The sequence below is a fragment of the Caballeronia telluris genome (assembly GCF_001544495.1).
GTDB lineage: Bacteria > Pseudomonadota > Gammaproteobacteria > Burkholderiales > Burkholderiaceae > Caballeronia > Caballeronia telluris.
In genome coordinates this window covers 152,590-173,973 of the sequence record NZ_FCNZ02000003.1, presented here as the reverse complement: position 1 = coordinate 173,973, position 21,384 = coordinate 152,590, and the positions used below count along the sequence as shown (strand labels likewise).

Below are 21,384 nucleotides of genomic sequence, written 5' to 3'. Positions count from 1 at the left end.
TTTTTATGCTCAACGCTCGCCCTCGCCCTTCACCGTGAGGCCGTAGCGCTTGATCTTCTCGTAGAGCGTCGCCTTGCCGAGCTGCAGCCGGTCGGCCGCCGACGCCACCACGCCGCCGCACTGCTGCAACGCCTCCGCGATCACCGCGCGCTCGAACTGCTCGGTGCGCTCCTTGAGCGACTGCGTCGCGGCGTCGAGCGGAACGGCCGTGTCGTCGATCACGCCGAGCACCATCCGGTCCGCCGCGTTGCGCAGTTCGCGCACGTTGCCCGGCCAGTCGCGCTGCATCAGCTCGGCACGCTGACGGTCGGTGAGAAGCGGCGCGGGGCGCTCGTAGCGCACGGCGGCGTCGAGCAGGAAATGCTCGAAAAGCGGCACGATGTCCTCGCGGCGTTCAGCGAGCGGCGGCAGCGTGATCGTCACCACGTTCAGCCGATACAGCAAATCGCGCCGGAACGTGCCATCGGCGACGTGTTCCGCCATGTCGCCCTTCGCCGCCGCCACCACGCGGCAGTTCGCGCGGATCGGCTGGTTCGAGCCGAGCCGCTCCAGCACGCCGTCCTGCAGCACGCGCAGGAGCTTCACCTGCAACGAAAGCGGCATGCTCTCGATTTCGTCGAGAAAAAGCGTGCCGCCCGACGCGTGTTCCAGCTTCCCGACCCGCCGCTTCTGCGCGCCGGTAAACGCGCCCGCTTCGTAGCCGAACATCTCGGATTCGAACATCTGCTCCGGCAGCGCGCCGCAATTTACCGCGATGAACGGCTTGTCCCGTCGCGGCGAGAGATCGTGCAGGCTGCGCGCGATCAGTTCCTTGCCCGCGCCGGTGTCGCCGTTGATGAGCACGGAGGCATCCGTCGGCGCGACGTTCGCGATCAGCCGCCGCACCTGCTCGATCGCGGGACTACGCCCGATGATGCGCGGCGCGACGCTGTTCTGCCCCGCCAGTTCGCGCCGCAGCGCCTGGTTTTCGAGCACGAGCGTGCGCCGCTCCAGCGCGCGCCGGACGGCTTCGATCAGACGCTCGGAGGCGAACGGCTTTTCGATGAAATCGTAAGCGCCGTCGCGCATCGCCTGCACGGCCATCGAAATGTCGCCGTGACCGGTGACGAGGATCACCGGCACTTCCGGCGCGCGCTCGCGGCATTGCGCGAGCAGATCGAGGCCGCTCGCGCCCGGCAGGCGGATGTCGCTCACGATCACGCCGGGAAACGCCGCGTCGATCGAACGCGCCGCCGCCTCGACGCTGCCGTGTCCGGCCACTTCGAAGCCCGCGAGTTGCAGGCTCTGGACGCTCGCGCGCCGCACGAGTTCGTCGTCTTCGATAAAGATGACCTGAAGGCCAGTCGTCATTGCTCGGTCTCGTATCTACAAGGTTTTACGCACGCCGCAGCGTCAACACGAATTCTGCACCGTGCGAGCGATCGGCGTCGGCCTGGGTGCCGCCTTCGGGTCCGTCGACTTCCAGCGCCATCGCCAGATTGCGCGCGACGAGCGTGCCGCCGTAGTCGCGCGCGATCGCCGACGAAATCGCGAGGCCGAGCCCGAGGCCGTGCCCCATCTCCTTGGTCGTGAAGAACGGCTCGAAAAGGCGCGGCAGCACGTCGTCCGGAATGCCCGGGCCGTTATCGCGCACGACGAGTTCCACGCTCGCCTCGCCGATTTCGACGAAAAGCGAAATACGCGGCGAATCGCACGCGCCGACCGCGTCGAGCGCATTGCCGATCAGGTTGATCAGCACCTGCTCCAGCCGCAAGTCCTCGCAGCGCACGTACACGGGCGCATCCTCGCGGCGCAGTTCCGGCGCCACGTCGAGCGCGACGTCCTGCATGCGCGGACGCAGCATCGCGAGCACGTTGCGCAGTGCGCGCGCGACGTCGGTGCGTGCGTTGCGCGGCCGCGCCTTCGCGACGAAGAGTTTCAGCTGATTCGTGATCTTGCCCATGCGCTCGGTCAGCGAAGCGATGGCTTCGAGATTCTCGTGCGCTGCCGCCTGGTCGCCGCGCTCGATCAGGACGCGCGTGTTGTCGGAGAAACTGCGCAGCGCCGCGAGCGGCTGGTTCAGTTCGTGCGTGATGCCCGCCGCCATCTGGCCGAGCGCGGCGAGCTTGCTCGCCTGGACCAGTTCGTCGTGGGCGGCGCGCAGGTCCTGCTCGGCGCGCGTGCGCTCGCCCACTTCCTTGGTGAGCCGCGCGTTGGCTTCGGACAGATCCGCGGTGCGCTCCGCCACGCGCTGGTTCAGTTCGGCGTACGCCGTCTGCAACAATTCGCGACTGCGCAGCATGTCGCGCACGCGCACGCGCCGCATGCGCCAGTAGAAGCCGAGCAGACACAGCGACACGAACACGAGCCCCGTCACGATCGCCGCCGTGCGCGCGGCGCTTTCGACCGGATCGAGCGGCGCCATCGTGATCAGTTGCCAGTCGGGCTCGCCGATCGAACGGCGTGTCGCGAGATAACTCGGCGCGTTCAGTCCGCCGCCGACGCGCACGATCTGTGCATCGCCTTCGAGCGTCTTCACGACCGTCATCGGCAGCGGCGTGATGGTCTGCTGCGCGTACTGGCGCGTCGCGAACACGGACGCCTCGATGTTCTTCGGCAGCGGCCGCACCGTGTGGTATTTCCACGCGGGCACCGACGAAAGGAAGATCACGCCGTGATCGTCGGTGACGATGAGCGGCTCGGACGCGTCGGCGCTTTGCAGCCATTCGAGATTGAGCTTCACCACCGCCACGCCGACGATCTCGCGCGAGCCTTCGCGGTGGACCGGCTGCGAGATGTAGTAGCCCGGCTCGCGCGACACGGTGCCGAGCCCGAAGAAGCGACCGGTGTTGCCCTTGGTCGCGTCGATGAAGTACGGGCGGAACTGGTATTCCGAGCCGACGAACGTATCGGTCGCGCGCCAGTTGCTCGCCGCGACGCACAGTCCGTTGGATCGGATGATGTAGGTAACGGTCGCGCGGGCGCGGCCGTTCAAGTCTTCGAGGTAGCGGTTCGCGCGCTCGATGTTCGGCGCGCTCGGATCGGTCAGCACCTCCTGCACGAACGGATGGCGCGACAGCAGATACGGCAGGTATTCGTAGCGCTCGAGTGTGCTCTTGAGCGTGTTCGTCGTGCGGTCGACGCGCACGGCGGCATTGCGCCGCAATTCGTCGATGCCGCGCTGCCACGCGATGTTCCAGGTCAGCGCGCAAGCCGCCACGAGCGCGGCGGCAAGCGCGAAGAACACAAGCAGGCGGCGCGTCACGTGAGCGGATTCCGGATGACTGGATTCCGCGATTGTGGCATAGGCGCCGGACAGAGACGGCTGCGGCGAAGCATCGGTCGCCGGATGCTTCGCCGCGTTCATGGCCGTTTGGTCCTCTGAGACGTCAGTGCTTGACCGGAATGGCGTCGCCTTCTTCGGTGTCGTCCGACGCGCCGTGCGACAGCGCGTTGCGCAGCTTGTCGCGGTCGAGCTCCTTCTCCCACGCCGACACGACCACCGTCGCCACGCCGTTGCCGACGATGTTCGTCAGCGCGCGGCATTCGCTCATGAAGCGGTCGATGCCGAGAATCAGCACCATGCCCGCGAGCGGGATCGTCGGCACGACGGCGAGCGTCGCGGCGAGCGTGATGAAACCCGCGCCCGTCACGCCGCTCGCGCCCTTCGAGGTCAGCATCGTCACCGCGAGGAGCGTCAGCTGCTGCGTCCAGGTGAGATCGGTGTTGGTCGCCTGCGCGATGAAGAGCACGGCCATCGTCATGTAGATGTTGGTGCCGTCGAGGTTGAACGAATAGCCGGTCGGCACCACGAGACCCACCACCGAGCGCGAGCAGCCGAGCTTTTCAAGCTTGAGCATCAGTTGCGGCAGCGCGGCTTCCGACGAGCTCGTGCCGAGCACGATCAGCATCTCTTCCTTGATGTACGCGACGAAGCGCAGGATGTTGAAGCCGACCATCTTCGCAATCGCGCCGAGCACGATGACGACGAACAGGATCGAGGTGAGATAGAACGTGCCGATCAGCTTCAGCATCGGCACGAGCGAGCCGATGCCGTACTTGCCGATGGTGAACGCCATCGCGCCGAACGCGCCGATCGGCGCCAGCTTGGTGATGATGCCGACCATGCCGAACAGGATGTGCGAGAAACCTTCGATGAAGCTCGTCACCACGCGGCCCTTCTCGCCGACGTGCGAGAGCACGGCGCCGAACAAGAGCGCGATCAGCAGGATCTGCAGGATTTCACCCTGCGCGAACGCCGACACGAGCGTATCCGGGATGATGTGCAGCAGGAAGTCGACGGTCGACTGGCCGTGCGCCTTCGCGGCGAACGAGGCGACCGCCTTGCTGTCGAGCGTCGCCGGATCGACGTTGAAGCCGGCGCCCGGCTTCAGGATGTGCGTCGCCGCGAGGCCGATCAGGAGCGCGAAAGTCGAGACGACTTCGAAGTACAGCAGCGCCTTGCCGCCGACGCGACCGACCTTCTTCATGTCCTCCATGCCGGCGATGCCGGTCACGACGGTACAGAAGATGATCGGGCCGATGACCATCTTGATGAGTTTGATGAATCCGTCGCCGAGCGGCTTCATGTCGGTGGCGAGGGTCGGATAGAAGTGTCCGAGCGCGATGCCGATGGCGATCGCCATCAGCACTTGCACGTAGAGGACTTTATAGAAAGGTTTCTTCACGATGGTTCCAGACAGGGATCAGGCAGTGGGCAAACAAGAGCCGGAGGCGAGCCGCGAGTGCGAGGTGCGTCGGTGCGGGATCGGGATGAGCCGCACGATGAACGCGCCGCGAGCAGCAGCCAGGCCGCTACGACGACGATTCAAGGACGTTTCGAAGGAATGGGGTGCATCGATTTGTCTCCTTACTGTTATGAGGGGCCTCGCGGGCCACGCCTCTCTATTGCAAGGTCGATGCCAGTGTTTATAGCGTCTAAAACCTTGATTTAAAAGATTTTTTTGTGGCTCCCAAAGGACTTCGATCCGGCTTTCCAGAATTCCGGAACGACCTCGTCCGACGATCCGGACGACCCTCGGGTTTTCCCTTAGCGCCTTTATCTACGGGCTTTCCCGGAGTTTTTCGACCGCCGGACGGAGCGCATCGGGGAGAATTTCGTCGGCAAATCCGAAGAGCGCGGAGGCGAAAAAAAAACCCACGTCACCGTGGGTTTTGTGTCTGGCCGGTTCGTAACGCCGAATCAGACGACGCCCGCGTCGTGTGCCTGCTGATCCGCGTGATAGCTCGAACGCACCATCGCGCCGACGGCCGCGTGCGTGAAGCCCATCTTGTACGCCTCTTCCTCGTACATCTTGAACGTATCGGGATGCACATACGAACGCACCGGCAGATGATGCTCCGACGGTTGCAGATACTGCCCAATCGTCAGCATGTCGACGTCGTGCGCGCGCAGGTCGCGCATCACGTGAAGGATTTCCTCTTCGGTTTCGCCCAGTCCGACCATCAGCCCCGATTTCGTCGCGACATCCGGATGCAGCGCCTTGAAATCCTTCAGCAGCTTGAGCGAATGGTGGTAATCCGAGCCCGGCCGCGCTTCCTTGTAGAGACGCGGCACGGTTTCGAGATTGTGGTTCATCACGTCGGGCGGCGCGGCGGTCAGAATGCCGATCGCGCGATCGAGACGGCCGCGGAAGTCCGGCGTCAGGATTTCGATGCGCGTCTGCGGTGAATGCGCGCGCACCTGCCGGATGCACTCGACGAAGTGCGCCGCGCCGCCATCGCGCAGGTCGTCGCGATCGACGCTCGTGATCACGACGTACTTCAGTTTCAGCGCGCCGATCGTGCGCGCGAGATTCAGCGGCTCTTCCGGATCGAGCGGATCGGGACGGCCGTGGCCGACATCGCAGAACGGGCAGCGGCGCGTACACTTGTCGCCCATGATCATGAACGTCGCGGTGCCCTTGCCGAAGCATTCGCCGATGTTCGGGCAACTCGCTTCTTCACACACGGTATGCAGGTTGTGCTCGCGCAGGATCTGCTTGATCTCGTAGAAACGCGAACTGCCGGTCGCCGCCTTCACGCGAATCCACTCGGGCTTCTTCAGCTTTTCGATCGGGACGATCTTGATCGGAATGCGCGCCGTCTTGGCCTGCGCCTTCTGCTTGGCCGTGGCGTCGTAGGCGGCGGGAGTCGGAGAAGCGGCGAGTTCGCCAGCCAGGTTTCCGGTTGCGTCAGTCATTCGTCGATCCATTCAGACGGTCAGGCCGTTCTGCGGTTGAGCGGCGGCGGGGGCGCCGTCGATGTGGTGGGTTAGCCGGTCTGCGAGACGCCCGGCCACTTCGTGCCAACTGGCCGCGACGCCGAGCGTCGCCATGTCGACTGTTTCGAGTCCCGCATAGCCGCATGGATTGATCGCGAGGAACGGCTTGAGGTCCATCCGCACGTTCAGGCTCACGCCGTGATAGCTGCAGCCGTTGCGAATCTTCAGACCCAGCGCGGCGATCTTCGCGCCTTCGTGCAGGCCGTGGAGCGCGGCATCGGCGCCATCCGCGAGCTGGTTTTCGAACGGTCGTGAGATATAGATGCCCGGCGCGCCTGCCTTGCGATCAGTCGCCAGATTATACGCCGCGAGCGTTTCGATCACGCCCTGCTCGATCCGGCGCACGAGTTCGCGCACCATCAGCTTCCGGCGGCGCAGATCGAGCAGCAGATACGCGACGACCTGCCCCGGCCCGTGATACGTGATCTGCCCGCCGCGATCCACTTTGACGAGCGGAATGCCGCTGTCGGCGATCAGGAGATGCGCGGGATCGCCCGCGAGGCCGAGCGTGAACACCTGCGGATGCTCGACGAGCCAGATTTCATCGGGCGTGTCGGGCGTGCGGGCGTCGGTGAAGGCGCGCATCGCGTCAAAGCTTTGTGCGTAGGGTTCGAGGCCGCGCCAGTGCAGCGTGACCGGATGCGCGGCGCAACCGATGACGGTCGCTGCGGCGGGGTTCGAATCGACGGGAGAGAGGAGCGGCGTGGCGGACATGATCCCGGTAGTTTACCGAAATCGCGTGACACCCGCCGCCGGTGAATCGGCGCAGCGCTCGCTCAGACGGTCCGCAAGCCCGAGCGGAAGCGATCGAACATCCGGTCGAAACGCTGCGCGATCCAGCCGATCGCCCGCCGGTCGGGGCGCGGCGCGATCGTGAAGACGACCTGCGCGGGCCGTTCGCCTTCGACGGAAAGCCAGAGCCGTTCGCGCTCGCGCAACTTGAGTTTGTCGCCGGGGGCGAGCCAGTAGTCTTCGGTATCGTTGCTGCGTGTCGCCCAGACCGCGGCGCCCTGCACCGTGAGCCGCGTGCCGCGCGCGATGCGCATCGGCACCGTTTCGCCGGGACGAATTTCAAAGACAACGTTTGTGGATATTTCTCGCATGATCTGCTCCGTGAGGATTGGCGTTGCTGACTACAATCCTAGGCGCAGCAAGGCTTGGAGCAAAACGAGCAATTTTCGCCCCTATGTGAGGTAAATTAGCGAAGCGGGTGATTTGCCCGATCCACATACTTTCGATCAGTCATGGACCTTCGCCAGCTTCCCGCCCTCAACGCGCTGCGCGCCTTCGAAGCCGCCGCGCGCCACGAAAGCTTTTCGCGCGCCGCCGACGAACTCTTCGTCACGCACGGCGCCGTCAGCCATCAAATCCGGGCGCTCGAAGCCGAACTGAGCGTGTCGCTGTTCGCTCGCGACGGCAAGCGCGTGCGCCTCACCGACAGCGGCCGGCAGTACGCCGCCGAAGTCCGCGCGGCGCTCGGCGCGCTCGCCGACGCGACGCGGAAGTTGCGCTCCGGGGATCGCGACCGGCGGCTCGTCGTGTCGATGCTGTCGTCGTTCTCGGCGCGCTTCGTGACGCCGCGCGTCGGCAGCTTCATCGAAAAGCATCCCGAAATCGATCTCGAACTGCTGTCGACGAACGCGCTCACCGACTTCAGCCGCGACGACGTCGATGTCGCGATTCGTTTCGGTCAGGGCAAATATTCGGGTGTGCACGCGGAGAAGCTGCTCGACGAAGTGTTCTTCCCCGCCTGTTCGCCGCGCTTCAACGGCGGCAGGCTGCCGCGCACGCCCGCCGATCTCGCCGGCATGCCGCTCTTGCGCTCGAACGACGAACTGTGGCGCCCCTGGTTCGACGCCGCTGGGCTCACCGATCTGCCCGAGCCGAAGCGCGGCGTTCTGTATGAGGATTCGTCGAATTTGCTGCAGGCGGCCATCGACGGCCAGGGGATCGCGCTGGTGCGCCGCTCGCTCGCGATGCACGAGATCATCGCGGGGCGGCTCGTGCGGCTATTCAATATCGACGGACCGAGCCCCTGGACCTATTTCTTCGTCTGCCCGACCTCGATTCTGAAGACGAAGCGGGTGCAGGATTTTCGCGCGTGGATTTTCGACGAGGCGGAGCAGTTCAGGCGCACCTACGAATGCACGCCGGCCGCGTGCGATGCGCCCGAGCCGACACTCAAAGCACTATCTTGACCATCGGATGGCCGGTGAGCGCGCGGTAGATGTCGTCCAGATGGGCGCGGCTTTGCGCGCGCACCGTGCAGGTGAGACCGGTGTAGTTGCCGCCGGACGACGGCCGGGTTTCGATACGCGTGACGTCGAATTCGCCGTCGTGCTCGCGGATCACCGTGACGATCGTGTCCTGGAAATCCGGATGCGTCTTGCCCATTACCTTGATCGGGAAATCGCAGGGAAAGTCGAACAGGTCGTCGATGGATTGAGGGGTATCGGGGGTGGTCATGGCTTTCTCCTTCACTTGGCGCGCGCGGTCCAGTCCGCGAGTTCGCGCGCCTTTGCCCGCTGATAGGCGTCATACAGTGCAGCATAGATCGCGCCGGGCCGGCCGTCGCCGACCGGCTCACCGTCCAGCACGGTGACCGGCATCACTTCCTTGGTCGCGGAGCTGATCATGATTTCGTCGGCGGCGCGCAGTTCGGCTTCGGTGATGTCGCGTTCCTCGAACGCGATGCCCGCTTGCGCGGCCAGCTCCTCGACGAGCGCATAGCGGATGCCTTCGAGAATGCGCGGTCCGCGCGGCGCGCCTAAGAGCTTGCCGCCCTTCACGATCCACACGTTCGACGACGACCCTTCCGTCAGCAGGCCATCGCGCAACTGGATGGTTTCGAGCGCGTCGTTTTCCGCCGCGTACTGCGCCATCAGCACGTTGCCGAGCAGCGAAACCGACTTGATGTCGCAATGCAGCCAGCGCTTGTCCTCGGCGGTGACGGCGCGCGCGCCTTCGGCACGGCTTGCGTCGCTCGGGAACGCAAGCGGATTGACCATCACGAAGACGGTCGGCGTGATGCCGGCCGGAAACGCGTGGCTGCGCCGTTTCGCGACGCCGCGCGTCACGTGGATATACACGAGTGCGTCGCCTTCGCCGCGATTCGCTTCGATCGCTTCTGCGATCAGCGCGCGCCAGCCGGCGTCGTCGAACGGATTGTCGATGCGGATCTTGCCGAGACTGCGCGCGAGCCGCGCCAGATGCTGCGTGAGCCGAAACGGCGCGCGGCCTTGCGGCGTGGCGTAGAGCGGCACGACTTCATACACGCCGTCGCCGAAGATGAAGCCGCGATCCAGCACCGGAATGCGCGCTTCGGACAACGGGCCCCACTCGCCGTTCAGATAGACGACGGGATCGAGATCAGCACTCATGGCGACGCTCCTTTACGACTTGCGCTTGTCCCACCACATCAGCGCCGAATCCCACAGACGTCCGGCGATACCCGCCTCCGGCACGTCCTGCAGCGCGACGAGCGGGAACTGCGCGAGCTCCTTGCCGTCTGCCATCATCTTGACGGTGCCGATCTGCTGGCCCTTCTTGATCGGCGCGACGATCAGCGCGTTGTGCGTGACCGTCGGTTTCACCTTGTCGGCCATGCCCTTCGGCACGGTGATGTATTGGTCCGTCGAGACGCCCGCCTTCACGTTGTTCTCGGCGCCCTTGTAGATGCGCGGCGATTCGATCACCTGATCGGCCTTGTAGAGCCGCATCGCGTCATAGGCGGTGTAGCCGTAGTTCAGCATCTTCAGGCTGTCCTGCACGCGGTTGTGCTCTTTCGGCTCGCCCATCATCACGGCGACGAGGCGCCGGCTCGCGTCGGGCACGCCGTTGAGCGGGCGCTTCGACGTCGCGATCAGGCAGTAGCCGGCCGCCTTCGTGTGGCCGGTCTTCAGGCCGTCGACGGTCGGATCGAGCCACAGCAGGCGGTTGCGGTTCGGCTGCTTGATCTTGTTGTACGTGAAGTCGCGCTCCGAGAAGATCTTGTAGTACTCGGGGAAGTCGCGGATGAGGCGCGTCGAGAGCACGGCCAGATCGCCCGCCGTCGTGTAGTGCTGCGGATCGGGCATGCCGTTGACGTCGGCGAAATTGGTGTTCTTCATGCCGATGCGCTTGGCCGCCGCGTTCATCAGCCCGACGAAGTTCTGCTCGCTGCCGCCGACGAGTTCCGCGAGCGCGATCGCCGCGTCGTTGCCCGACTGCACGATCATCCCGTAGACGAGATCGTGAACCGTCACCGGCTTGTTCGCTTCGATGAACATGCGCGACTCGTCGGTGCGAACGCGGCGCACGGCCTCGCTCGGCATCACGGTCTGGTCCAGGTTGATCTTCTTCGACTTCAGCGCGTCGAAGACGAGATACGCGGTCATCAGCTTCGTGAGCGACGCGGGTTCCGAGCGCTCATCCGGGTTGCCGGATGCGAGCACCTGGTTGCTCGTGGCATCGACGAGCACCCACGAGCGCGCGGTCACGTCGGGCGGCGGCACCTGCGCGAAGGCGCTGGCGGCGGCAAGCGTGGCGGGCAGCACGATCGCGGCGGCAATGGCGCGATGCAGAACGCGTTGGGACACTTCGGGAATGAAAAAGGACAGGCCGGAAGGGGAAAAGCGCATAGGGTCGGGTCGGCAGAAAAGGCATCGGCGCTTCGTCGGCTTTCATTTGAGGACGGGCGAAGCGCGGGTTGAACAGGCGGACGTTCGGGCCAGATGAGCGCGTCGTTTCGACGTGCGCGCCAGCGGATGCCGCGGGCGCAGCGAAAAGAAGCGCTCGTTGGACAGACGGTCGCGCGATCGGTTCTCAAGCAGCCAAGCGGTGGCGCGACGAAGGCGCCGTGTGCTCGAGCGAAACGCTGAACGCCTCGGCGTTCAGCGCAAAAAGTCTGCGCCATTATACGCGTCGCGCGATGCGCTTTTGCTTCGGATACGGCCTGATGTCCCGCGAATGTGCGTATTTTTCGGGCACGCAGAAAAAAACGGCGCAGAGCCTTCGGGAGGCTTGCGCCGTGTTTGGCGGCTTGGAAAGTTCGCGCGCTTTAACGCCAGGCGTCGACGATCACGCGCTTCAGGATATGCAGCTTGCGATGGAAGAAATGCTCGCCGCCGGGAATCACGACGACCGGCAGTTCCTGCGGCCGCGCCCAGTCGTAGACCGACTGGATCGGCACGGTGTCGTCCACTTCGCCGTGGATCACGAGCGTGCCCTCCGGCACCTCGGCGACGTCCCAGCGGCTCGCCGCCGTGCCGACGAACACCATCCGCTCGATCGCCTGCCCCGCATCGCGCATCGCTTTCGCCACGTGCGAGAGCACGAAGGTGCCGAACGAAAAGCCCGCGAGCACGAGCGGCACGTCGGCCTGCCCCGGGTCGGCGCGCATGTGGTCGATGACGGCGCGCAGGTCGTCGCGCTCGCCGATGCCGTTGTCGTGCTCGCCCTCGGTCTGCCCGACGCCGCGAAAGTTCGAGCGGTACGTCGTGTAGCCGAGCTGCACGAAGGTGCGCGCGAGCGTCTGCGCGACCTTGTTGTCCATCGTGCCGCCGAAGAGCGGATGCGGATGCGCGACGAGCGCGATGCCGCGCGGCGTGCCTTCGGCGCGGTCGAGCGCGACTTCGATCTTGCCCGCCGGGCCGTCGATCAGGAATTTCTCGGTGTGTGCGTTCATGGAAGGCGCCGCGTCAGGCCGGTTGATCGATGAGAAGCCGCTCGACGATCTTGCCGTTCGCGAGATGCGAATCGACGATCTCGTCGATGTCGGTTTCGTCGATGTAGGTGTACCACGTCCCTTCCGGATACACGACGAGAACCGGCCCCAGTTCGCAACGGTCCAGACACCCCGCCTTGTTGATACGGACCTTGCCGTCGCCCGCGAGACCCAGTTTCTTCACGCGCTTTTTCGCGTATTCCTGCATCGCCTGCGCGTTGCAGTTCGCGCAGCTCGGCCGCGGCGCGTCCGGCTCGCGCTGGTTCAGGCAGAAGAAGACGTGATACTTGTAGAAGGAATCCATGAGCGTCTGCGTGAAAGAGTGTCGGTCGATTATAGCGAGCGATCCCGGTCGCCGCCGCGCCGCCGCCGCGCCAGCCACGCGCGCTCGGCCACCGATGCGAGCCAGCCGAGCGCCGCATACGGCCACACCCAGGCAAGCCAGTGCGCCAGGCCGTTGAAGTGCAGGTAGCGCCCCTGCCGCCAGTCGGCGAGCACGATGTCGAAGTAGGGATTCACCGGCAGCACGTTCACGAGCGCGAGCGCGATCACCAGCGCCGCGCCCGCGAGCGCCGCGCGCAGCGCGCGCGGCAGCGCGAGCGAGACCATCGCGGCGAGCGTGCCGATCGCGATGCCTTCGAGCGCGCCGTCGGTCGCCCAGTCGAACGTGAGACCCGCGCGCGATTGCAGGAACGACGCGCCCGCCTTCGCGCCGAGCGTCACCGTGAGCAGCGCGAGCATCAGCCGCATGCGCGGCGCCCGGGCGCGCGCGTAGAGCGTCGCGAGCACGAGCGCCGCGAACAAATTGCACGACGTGATCAGCGCTTCCCACGAATCATCGGGCAGGAGGCCGCCGAAGTCGTCGAGCCAGCCGCCGATGTCCCACGCGGCGGGCGTCCACGCGAGGATCGCGTCCTGCATCGACGGATCGAGGCCGTCCCAGAGCACATGGGGCAGGTCGCCGAGCGCGAACAGGTAGGGCGCGGGAAAGAGCGTCGCGAACGGCCAGAGCGCCGACAGACCGAGCACGTAGGCGGCGTCGCGTTCGAACCACGTAAAACGGATTCGTCGCAACACGCCGCGATCGAGCAACATGCTGGTCGCGGGCGCCGTCAGCACGCCGCCGATCAGCGCGCCGAGCGCATTCGCCGCGAGATCGAGATTCGACGCGACGCGCGTCGGCAAATACGTCTGGATCGATTCCATCGCGCCGGAGAGCAGCGCGCCGCCCGCGAATGCAGCCGCGACCGCAGCCGCGCCGCGCCAGCGCGGATACAGCGCGAGCACGACGAGCGCGCCGAGCGGCATATAGCCGAGCACGTTCGTCACGACGTCGAACGCCGTCACGTATTGCGGAAGCGGATCGGTGAGAAACGCGAACGGACCGAGGCCGAGCGAGCGCCAGCCGGAAAATGGATACAGCGACCCGTACACCACGAGCGCCGCATACACGGCGAGCGCCTGTCGCGCGAAGGCCGACGGGCGGCGCTGCCACTGCTTTGTGGTCATCGGCCGCCCGTGCGGGGCGCGCGCCGGCCGGCGGCGCGGGGCCCGTGCGTCATTGCGAAGCGACGAGCGGCTGCACGCCGAGCCAGGTGGTCATCTGCGCGATGAGTTCGTCGGCGGCGGCGGCGAGCGCCTGCGCGCCGCCCGCGGCGTCGCCCGTGCTCGACGGCGCGCGCGCCATGAACGTGCGCTGGCCGATCACGCGGCCCTGCTGCGAGAGCGTCGCGCGCACCGACACGAGCCCGTGACTCTCGTTGGGCGCGTCGAACACTTGCTCGAAGCCGGTCAGTTCGACTTCGAGCAGCGGCGCGCGCACGGTGTCCGCGCCCGTCAGCACGGGGCCGCGCGCCGACAGCGCCGAGCGCAGGCGCTGCGTCAGCAGTTGCGCGGGCGGCATCGTCCAGTGGCTGTTCGAATAGACGCCGGTGCGCTGCGCGTCGGCGTATTGCAGGCGATAGACGAACGCGTCGGAATCGAGATCGCGCGGCGCGGCCACGCCGACCACCTTCATCGGCGGCATGTTGCCGGGCGTGCCCATCGCGGGCGGCGCGCCGAGGTCGTAGCGGATGTTCGAGACCGCCGCGGGCGGACCCGACGCGCAGCCGGACAACGCCGCCGCGGCAAACGCGGCGAGGACAAGGGGAAAACCGCAGCGCCGCGGCAGCGAGCGAAGATTCCGCATCGCGTCGAAATTCATGGGTGGCATCACAGTTCCTCGGATTCGATGCAAGAAAACGTCAGGCGTCAAACTTTAGCGCGCCAAATTTTAAGGCAAACCGACGAATTGACCTTAAGACGACGGCTAATCCGTTCAATTCGGCTTACAGCGCGCCTTTCAAAGCGCTGCTCAGGCGCGCGCTCATTGGCCGCTCACTGGCCCGCTTTCGCCGGCCACGTGAAGCCCGGCTCGCCCGGCCCGGGCGCCTGCGCGGGGGCGCCGAACAGCACGCTGCGCGGATTCGTGCTGAACGTATCGGCGGCGCGGTCGATCGAGCGCGCGGCGCTGCTGACGTCGTCGGCGAAGGAATTCACGCGCGGCAGCGTCTCGTAGCCGACTCGCGCAGACAGTTCGCGCAGCGAATCGTTCATGTCGGCGAGCGCGACGCCCGCCTGCTCCGCCGCCGTCCCCGCCTTGTTCAGATTCGACACGAACGGCCCGTCCGGCCGGTTCAGGCTCTGGATCAGCGTGTTGGTCGACGCCAGCGCGTTGTCGAGCCGGTTGAGCGTCTGCGGCAGGCGCGCCGTCGCCGGCCCGACCTCGCTCGCGAGCGTCGCGATGCCGTCCGCCGCGCCCTTCAGGCTTTTCGTCGTCGCGATCAACTGGTCGCGGACGTCGTCGGCGAGAAACTTGTCCGCGTCGTCGGCGAGGCGCTCGAACTTGCGCAGGATCACGTCGCCGCGCTGCTGGAGCTGGTCGAAGATGCCCGGGCGCATCGGCACCTCGGCCACTTCCTTCACCGACGAAGGCAGGTCGCGCGTGTCCTTGCCCGTATCGTCGAGCTGCACGAACGCGATGCCCGTCACGCCCTGGAAGCCGAGCGTCGCGTAGGTGGAATGCGTCATCGGCGCGTTCTTGTCGACTTGAATGCGGATTCGGATCTGTCCCGGATGCGCGCGGTCGAAGCGGATCGACTCTACCTTGCCGACGCCGAGGCCGCGATAACGCACGGCGGCATCGGTGAAGAGGCCGGTCACGTTGGTGCGCGCGATCAGGTCGTAGGGCACGCGCACCGTGCGGTCGACGTTGAAGAAGAACGCCGTGAACGCGATCGCCGCCACGAGGACGATGGTGAAGAGGCCAGCCCAGAACGCATGGGATTTGTTTTCCATCGACAGGTTCCTTTTCGTCCTACTCGCTCTTGGATGAGCCTTTCCCGCGCTTGCCGCGTCACTTCAGGCCGAGCGGCGCTTCCTCCAGCGCGACGGCCGGAAGCCGCGCGCGCCGCTCGGACGGCAGCGCCTGCAACGCGCGCCGCCCGCGCCGGCCGAGAAAATACTCGCGGATGAACGGATGATCGACCGCCACCGCTTCCTCCACCGGCGCCGCGACCAGCACGCGCCGCTCGGCGAGCACCGCGACGCGCGTCGAGAGCGCGACCATCGTGTCCAGATCGTGCGTGACCATGATGACCGTCAGCCCGAGCGCGCGATGCAGCGTCGCGATCAGGTCGACGAATTCGTCGGACGCCTTCGGGTCGAGCCCGGCGGTCGGTTCGTCGAGAAACAGCAGTTCCGGTTCGAGCGCGATCGCCCGCGCGATGCCGACGCGCTTCACCATCCCGCCCGACAACGCCGACGGCATCTTGCTCGCGTGCTTGCACGACAGCCCGACCATCTCCAGCTTCAACATCACGAATTCGCGGATCAGATCCTCGGGAATCTTGCCGAGTTCGCGAAACGGCTGCGCGATGTTGTCGTACACCGACAGCGACGAGAACAACGCGCCCTGCTGGAACATCATCCCGGAACGCGTGCGCAGCATGCGCGCGGTTTCTTCGTCCATGCTCGCCCATTCCTCGCCGAGCACGCGGATGCGGCCCGAGGTCGGCGATTCAAGGCCGAGGATCTGCCGCACGAGCGTCGTCTTGCCCGAGCCCGAGCCGCCGAGGAGCGCGACGATCTCGCCGCGCCGCACTTCCAGATTCAGATGCTCGTGGATCACGGTGCGCCCGTAGCGCTTCGTGACGTCCTCGCACTCGATCACCGGCTCCGCGATGACGGGCGGCGGCTGGTGGCGCACGGCAGTGGCGAGAGTGGTCGACATCAGAGGCCCACGTTCTGGAAAAGGATCGCGAACACGGCGTCCGCGAGAATCACGATGGTGATCGAGGTGACCACCGACGTGGTCGTACCTTCGCCGAGACTCTCCGAATTCGGTTTGATGCGAAAGCCGAAGTGGCACGCGGCGAGCGCGATCAGCATGCCGAACACGACGCCCTTGCCAAGCCCGATCCACAAGTTCGCGATCGGCACGACGCTCGGCAGCGAGCGCACGAAGAACGACACGTCGATGGACAGCACGAGCTTCGCCGCGAGCGCGCCGCCCGACAGCGCGATGATGTTGGTCCACATGACGAGGAGCGGCATCGCGATGCCGAGCGCGATCACGCGCGGCAAGACGAGGCGCAGGCCGTGCGGGATGCCCATCACCTGCATCGCGTCGAGTTCCTCGGTCACGCGCATCACGCCGATCTGCGCGGTGATCGCGGAACCCGAGCGCCCCGCGACCAGAATGGCCGACAGCACCGGCCCGAGCTCGCGAATCACCGAGAGCCCGAGAATATTCACGATGTACTGGTTCGCGCCGAACACGCGCAACTGCTGCGCGGAGAGATAACTCAGCACGATGCCGATCAGGAACGCGACGAGCGCGGTGATCGCGAGCGCCTGCGTGCCGGCGCTATAGACATTCGCGGAGATTTCCGTCCACGGGATGCGTTTCGGACGCCGCACGAGGCCGATCAGGTCGATGACGAAGGTGCCGAACATCGCGAGGCCGCCGTACAGATGCTCGAAGAACGAGAACAGCAGAAGGCCGAAGCGCGTGACGGGATCGGTGCGGTCGACGGCTTCCGGTTCCTCGCGTTCGGCATCGAGCAGCGCGACGCGCTCGAAAATCTCGCGCTGCGTGTCCGAGAGCGCGACCGTTTCCGGCATGCGCCGCCCCCAGATGCGCCACAGCGCCTGTCCGCCGACGTGATCGAGCCGTTCGATCGCGAGCAGGTCCCAGTTGCGGATCGACTCCCTGCCAATCGCGCGCAGCCGCCGCGTCACGCCGCTCTTCGCGCGGTCGCGCGCGAGCGCGAGCGCCGTCCACTGGCCGGAGAGCCGGACCACCTTGCCCTGCTGACCGGCTTCCACTCGCAGGCGGGGCGGAGTGTCGAAGTTCAAGGATCGAATCGCTCGGCGGAAAGGGAGCACACATTGTAACGAAGCTTTATGTTCGAAATGAGCCTATCGACGCGGCCGCACCGGCCTCGGGTGCCCGCGCCGACTGGCGTTCGGACGACGGCGCGCGCGGCTACAATGCGAATCATGAACTCTCCACACTCGCCTTTTCCGCTCGACGCCGCCTGGCGCATCGACCGCGAGCGGCTCGCGACGCTCCTCGCGCGGCCGGTGCGCGACTGGCCCGTCGAGATCGTCGATGAAACCGGCTCCACCAACGCCGACCTGATGGCGCGCGTGAAGCAGCGCCCGCGCGATCCGTCGGCGGGCCAGAGCGCGCTTGAACCGCTTGTGCGCGTCGCGTATTCGCAGACGGCCGGGCGCGGGCGGCGCGGCCGTCCGTGGGTCGCGGCGCCGGGCAACGCGCTGCTCTTTTCGATCGCGTGCGTGATCGCGCGCCCGATCGAGGGCCTCGCCGGGCTGAGCCTCGCCGTCGGCACGGGCGTGCTCGACGCGCTGTCGCGCCTGCCGCTCTCGGCGTCCGCGCGGCTCGCGCTGAAGTGGCCGAACGACGTATTGATCGACGACGGCAAGCTCGCCGGCATCCTGATCGAAACCGCGTGGAGCACGCAGCAGGCGACGGCGGTCGTGATCGGCATCGGCATCAACCTGCACGGCGCGGCGGAACTCGCCGCACAGGTCGACGAAGCCAACCGCCAGGGCAGCGCCGCCGTGCCGGCGCCGGGCAATGCGCCGGCGTCGCTGTCACGGGCGTGGCCGAACGCCAATCTCACCGACACGCTCGCCGCGCTCCTGAACGCGCTCGACGCCACGCTCACGCGCTTTTCCGCCGAAGGCTTCCGGCCGTTTCGCCCGTCGTGGCTCGCGGCGCACGCGTATGCGGGCCGCGAAGTCGTGCTGCTCGAACAGGGCGTGGAAGTGGCGCGCGGCATCGCGGCGGGCGTCGACGATCGGGGCCAGTTGCAGATCGACACGCCCGAAGGCCTGCGCACGGCCGCGACCGGCGACGTCAGCCTGCGGCTCACGGAATCGCGTCCATGAGCGGCATGGCCGATGAAACCGCGCGGCTTTTGATCGACGCGGGCAACAGCCGGATCAAATGGTCGATGATCGACGGGACGGGCGCCGCGCTCGCGAGCGGCGCGCTCGATCATGACGCGCAGCCCGACTGGGCCGCCGTGCCGCTGCCGCGCGACGCCTGGATATCGAATGTGGCGGGAGAACCGGCGGCAAAGCGCATCGACGCATTGATCGACGCCCGCTGGCCGGGGCTCGCGCGCACGACGGTGCGTGCACAGACGCGCCAGTGCGGCGTGACGAACGGCTATGCGGAACCGGCGTCGCTCGGCAGCGACCGCTGGTGCGGCCTGATCGGCGCACATGCCGCGTTTCCCGGCGAAAATCTGCTGATCGCGACCTTCGGCACCGCGACGACGCTCGAAGCCCTGCGCGCCGACGGCACGTTCACGGGCGGCCTGATCGCGCCGGGCTGGTCGCTGATGATGCATTCGCTCGGCACGCACACCGCGCAATTGCCGACGCTCGACGCCGCGGCCGCGCGCCGCGCGCTCGACCACGAGCCTTTGAAGGCCCGCAGCGTCTTCGCGACCGACACGCGCGCAGCGCTGTCATCGGGCTGCCTGCTCGCGCAGGCCGGGCTGATCGAGCGCGCGTGGCGAGACCTGCGCGCGGACTGGCAGAGCGACGTGCGGCTCGTGCTCGGCGGCGGTGCCGCGAGCGAAATCGCCGGCGCGCTCGACGTGCCGCATACTCGCCACGATTCACTCGTGCTGGCCGGACTCGCGCTGATCGCCCGCGACGCCGCCGCACGCAACCTTTCCTGACGGAGCATCCGACATGCTGCGCTGGCTCGTCGCCATTCTCATCATCGCCAATCTGCTGATGTTCGCCGTCGCGCGCGGCGCGTTCGGCCCGCTGCCCTCGGCGGGCGGGCGCGAGCCGCATCATCTGTTGCAGCAGGTGCGGCCGGACTCGCTGACAGTGCGTCCGCTCAGGCCCGAAGACGCTGGCGAACTGCCGGTCGTCGGCGGTCCGGCGCCCGCCGCGCCCGTGCAGTCGACGCCGCTCGGGAAGTAAGCGCGCCGCGCAATCCGTTACTGTGCGCGGACCTTCTTAAGCAGCGCGGTCGTCGAGCGGTCGTGCTCGAACGCGATCGCGAGCGCGCGGCCGCCCCAACTGCGCACCGCCGCCGATTCGGCGAGCGTGTCCATGTCGTAATCGCCACCCTTCACGAGCACGTCCGGGCGCAGCGCTTCGATCAACTCAAGCGGCGTCGATTCCCCGAACTTCACCACCCAGTCGACGCTTTCGAGCGCCGCCAGCAGCGCCATGCGGTCGTCTTCGCGATTGATCGGGCGATCGTCGCCCTTGCCGAGCGTGCGCACGGAGGCATCGCTGTTCACGCCGACGACGAGTGTCGCACCGAGCGCCTTCGCGTCGGCCAGATAGGTGACGTGGCCGCGATGCAGGATGTCGAAGACACCGTTGGTGAACACGACCGGGCCGGCGAGGCTCGGGCGAAGCGCGGCGAGCGCGTCGCGCGTGGTGATCTTGCGTTCGAAAATGGCTGGCATGGCGGTGATCCGCTGAAACGTGAGGAAGGGATTTTGCCACGCGTCGTGCGCGCGTCCTCGTGCGACGCGCGTCGCCGCCCAGACAAAACAGCCCGCCGGGCGAACCCGGCGGGCTGTCGATTCATCGCGATCGCACGACGCGAGCCTTCAGGCCGGCTGCTCCGCCGAACCCGACGCCGCCTGCAGACGCTGCACCACTTCCTTGCGATAGCGGTTCAGCTCCTGCGCGGTCGCGAACGAGCGCTCGAACAGGATGGACAGGTTATGCAGGATTCGCTCGACAACCTTCTTTTCCCAACTGTCGTCGAAGCGGATCTGGTCGTCGAGCCAGCGTTCGAGCCATTCCGGGTCGGGCAGGCGCGACTGGATCGTGTCGCGCGGAAAGAGCGCCTGATTGACGTGCAGGTTCGTGGGATGCAGCGGCTTTTCCGTGCGCCGCGCCGACGCCATCAGCACGCCGATCTTGGCGAATGCCGCGCGCGCTGTATCGCCGGCGGTCGCCATCGCCTTCTTCATGTAGCGCAGGTACGCGCCGCCGTGACGCGCTTCGTCGCGGGAAATGGTTTCGTAGATGGCCTTGATGACCGGTTCGGTGTGCCACTCGGCGGCACGGCGATACCAGTGGTTCAGGCGGATTTCGCCGCAGAAGTGCAGCATCAGCGTTTCGAGCGGCGGCGCCGGATCGAATTCGAACCGCACCGCGTGCAGTTCCTCTTCGGTCGGCACCATCTCCGGCTTGAAGCGGCGCAGATACTCCATCAGCACGAGCGAGTGCTTTTGTTCCTCGAAGAACCACACGCTCATGAACGCGGAGAAGTCGCTGTCATGATGGTTGTCGCGCAGGAACATTTCGGTTGCGGGAAGTGCGGACCATTCGGTGATCGCGTTCATCTTGATGGTCTTCGCCTGCTCGTCCGTGAGCAGCGATGCATCGAACTTGTCCCAGGGGATATCTTTCTCCATATCCCAACGAACCGATTCCAGCGATTTATAAAGTTCCGGATAAAGCATGGTGTTCATAGGTCCACCCCTGATCTGCCGCTTAGTGCGAGATTCTGTCTGTAGTTACTTTCGGCCCGGCGCGCGTGGACAACTCTGCCTTGCGGCGTGTCAACGTGGCGCCGAACAACCAAGCTTTCAATTTTACGCGGGAAACAGGCGCACAGACGCGATAAAACGGCAATAAGCGCCCGCCGCAATCCGCTGCGACGTTTTGCCCGTGCTCGCCTGTTGTAGCGACGCCGCATTTCGCTGGCGCGCCTTGCGTTTTTTGTCTACCTGGGTGAGGAGCTAAACCTGTGCCTGGGGTATGAATGGAGCCGGCCGCGGCGCCCCGCGATGCTCGATGCGCCGCGACGTTTCGCCGCCCGGTCAGCTTGCCCGCCGATCATGACAGCCTTGCGTTCGCC

The 21,384-nt window shown here is 66.3% G+C and carries 22 protein-coding genes; 4 read left to right on the top strand and 18 right to left on the bottom strand.

Annotated features, from left to right (window positions below; translation table 11 throughout):
* Positions 1-9 precede the first annotated feature (9 nt).
* The 6 genes from AWB66_RS05455 to AWB66_RS05430 form a co-directional block, all read right to left on the bottom strand.
* On the bottom strand, positions 10-1,350 hold the full coding sequence (locus AWB66_RS05455; protein ID WP_087629249.1) for a sigma-54-dependent transcriptional regulator: 1,341 nt from the start codon (positions 1,348-1,350) through the stop codon (positions 10-12).
* A 25-nt stretch (positions 1,351-1,375) separates the two neighbouring features.
* Entirely contained in the window at positions 1,376-3,346 is a 1,971-nt protein-coding gene (locus tag AWB66_RS05450) for a sensor histidine kinase (protein WP_087629248.1), read from the bottom strand.
* A gap of 22 nt (positions 3,347-3,368) precedes the next feature.
* Positions 3,369-4,667: a dicarboxylate/amino acid:cation symporter gene (locus AWB66_RS05445; RefSeq protein ID WP_087629247.1), complete on the bottom strand. Its 1,299-nt coding sequence runs from the start codon at positions 4,665-4,667 to the stop codon at positions 3,369-3,371.
* Positions 4,668-5,182: 515 nt separating this feature from the next.
* Entirely contained in the window at positions 5,183-6,181 is a 999-nt protein-coding gene (gene lipA / locus AWB66_RS05440; RefSeq protein WP_087629246.1) for a lipoyl synthase, read from the bottom strand.
* 12 nt (positions 6,182-6,193) lie between these two features.
* A complete protein-coding gene (gene lipB / locus AWB66_RS05435) occupies positions 6,194-6,976 on the bottom strand; it encodes a lipoyl(octanoyl) transferase LipB (RefSeq protein WP_087629245.1) in 783 nt (260 codons plus the stop codon).
* 62 nt (positions 6,977-7,038) lie between these two features.
* Complete coding sequence (locus tag AWB66_RS05430) at positions 7,039-7,365, bottom strand: DUF2917 domain-containing protein (protein ID WP_087629244.1); 327 nt, start codon at positions 7,363-7,365, stop codon at positions 7,039-7,041.
* Between the two features lie 141 nt (positions 7,366-7,506).
* Between AWB66_RS05430 and AWB66_RS05425 the strand changes: the two genes are divergently transcribed.
* Positions 7,507-8,460, top strand: coding sequence for a transcriptional regulator GcvA (locus AWB66_RS05425; RefSeq protein WP_087629243.1), 954 nt, complete (start codon positions 7,507-7,509; stop codon positions 8,458-8,460).
* Here AWB66_RS05425 and AWB66_RS05420 read toward each other — a convergent pair.
* The 10 genes from AWB66_RS05420 to AWB66_RS05375 all read right to left on the bottom strand — a co-directional run bounded on the left by AWB66_RS05420 (position 8,444) and on the right by AWB66_RS05375 (position 17,363).
* On the bottom strand, positions 8,444-8,728 hold the full coding sequence (locus AWB66_RS05420; protein WP_087629242.1) for a DUF493 family protein: 285 nt from the start codon (positions 8,726-8,728) through the stop codon (positions 8,444-8,446). The two genes, AWB66_RS05425 and AWB66_RS05420, sit on opposite strands and share 17 nt — an antisense overlap.
* Positions 8,729-8,739: 11 nt before the next feature.
* Positions 8,740-9,642: a D-amino acid aminotransferase gene (locus AWB66_RS05415; RefSeq protein WP_087629241.1), complete on the bottom strand. Its 903-nt coding sequence runs from the start codon at positions 9,640-9,642 to the stop codon at positions 8,740-8,742.
* A 12-nt stretch (positions 9,643-9,654) separates the two neighbouring features.
* Positions 9,655-10,881, bottom strand: a complete 1,227-nt coding sequence (locus AWB66_RS05410; RefSeq protein WP_087629240.1) for a D-alanyl-D-alanine carboxypeptidase family protein — start codon at positions 10,879-10,881, stop codon at positions 9,655-9,657.
* Positions 10,882-11,300: 419 nt separating this feature from the next.
* Complete coding sequence (locus AWB66_RS05405) at positions 11,301-11,927, bottom strand: alpha/beta hydrolase (RefSeq protein ID WP_087629239.1); 627 nt, start codon at positions 11,925-11,927, stop codon at positions 11,301-11,303.
* 13 nt (positions 11,928-11,940) lie between these two features.
* Positions 11,941-12,270 (bottom strand): (2Fe-2S) ferredoxin domain-containing protein, encoded by a 330-nt coding sequence (locus AWB66_RS05400; RefSeq protein WP_087629238.1) that lies wholly within the window; start codon positions 12,268-12,270, stop codon positions 11,941-11,943.
* A gap of 29 nt (positions 12,271-12,299) precedes the next feature.
* Positions 12,300-13,475 (bottom strand): VanZ family protein, encoded by a 1,176-nt coding sequence (locus AWB66_RS05395; RefSeq protein ID WP_087629237.1) that lies wholly within the window; start codon positions 13,473-13,475, stop codon positions 12,300-12,302.
* Positions 13,476-13,524: 49 nt separating this feature from the next.
* Complete coding sequence (locus AWB66_RS05390) at positions 13,525-14,154, bottom strand: ABC-type transport auxiliary lipoprotein family protein (RefSeq protein WP_087629416.1); 630 nt, start codon at positions 14,152-14,154, stop codon at positions 13,525-13,527.
* A 188-nt stretch (positions 14,155-14,342) separates the two neighbouring features.
* Positions 14,343-15,302: an MlaD family protein gene (locus AWB66_RS05385; RefSeq protein WP_087629236.1), complete on the bottom strand. Its 960-nt coding sequence runs from the start codon at positions 15,300-15,302 to the stop codon at positions 14,343-14,345.
* A gap of 58 nt (positions 15,303-15,360) precedes the next feature.
* Positions 15,361-16,236, bottom strand: coding sequence for an ABC transporter ATP-binding protein (locus tag AWB66_RS05380; RefSeq protein ID WP_087629235.1), 876 nt, complete (start codon positions 16,234-16,236; stop codon positions 15,361-15,363).
* Positions 16,236-17,363 carry an MlaE family ABC transporter permease gene (locus tag AWB66_RS05375; protein ID WP_087629234.1) on the bottom strand — a complete coding sequence of 376 codons (1,128 nt, stop codon included), beginning with the start codon at positions 17,361-17,363 and terminating at the stop codon, positions 16,236-16,238. The genes AWB66_RS05380 and AWB66_RS05375 overlap by 1 nt, the downstream gene beginning before the upstream one ends.
* Positions 17,364-17,507: 144 nt before the next feature.
* Here AWB66_RS05375 and AWB66_RS05370 point away from each other — a divergent pair, with 144 nt between their 5' ends.
* Genes AWB66_RS05370 through AWB66_RS05360 form a run of 3 tightly spaced genes read left to right on the top strand, consistent with a single transcriptional unit; the run spans position 17,508 to position 19,478 of the window.
* Positions 17,508-18,422, top strand: a complete 915-nt coding sequence (locus AWB66_RS05370; protein WP_087629415.1) for a biotin--[acetyl-CoA-carboxylase] ligase — start codon at positions 17,508-17,510, stop codon at positions 18,420-18,422.
* Positions 18,419-19,225, top strand: a complete 807-nt coding sequence (locus AWB66_RS05365; protein ID WP_087629233.1) for a type III pantothenate kinase — start codon at positions 18,419-18,421, stop codon at positions 19,223-19,225. The genes AWB66_RS05370 and AWB66_RS05365 overlap by 4 nt, the downstream gene beginning before the upstream one ends.
* Before the next feature lie 13 nt (positions 19,226-19,238).
* On the top strand, positions 19,239-19,478 hold the full coding sequence (locus AWB66_RS05360; RefSeq protein WP_087629232.1) for a hypothetical protein: 240 nt from the start codon (positions 19,239-19,241) through the stop codon (positions 19,476-19,478).
* A gap of 17 nt (positions 19,479-19,495) precedes the next feature.
* Here AWB66_RS05360 and rfaE2 read toward each other — a convergent pair whose 3' ends face one another.
* A complete protein-coding gene (gene rfaE2 / locus AWB66_RS05355; RefSeq protein ID WP_087629231.1) occupies positions 19,496-19,975 on the bottom strand; it encodes a D-glycero-beta-D-manno-heptose 1-phosphate adenylyltransferase in 480 nt (159 codons plus the stop codon).
* 147 nt (positions 19,976-20,122) lie between these two features.
* Complete coding sequence (locus tag AWB66_RS05350; RefSeq protein WP_087629230.1) at positions 20,123-20,995, bottom strand: ferritin family protein; 873 nt, start codon at positions 20,993-20,995, stop codon at positions 20,123-20,125.
* Positions 20,996-21,384: the final 389 nt, after the last annotated feature.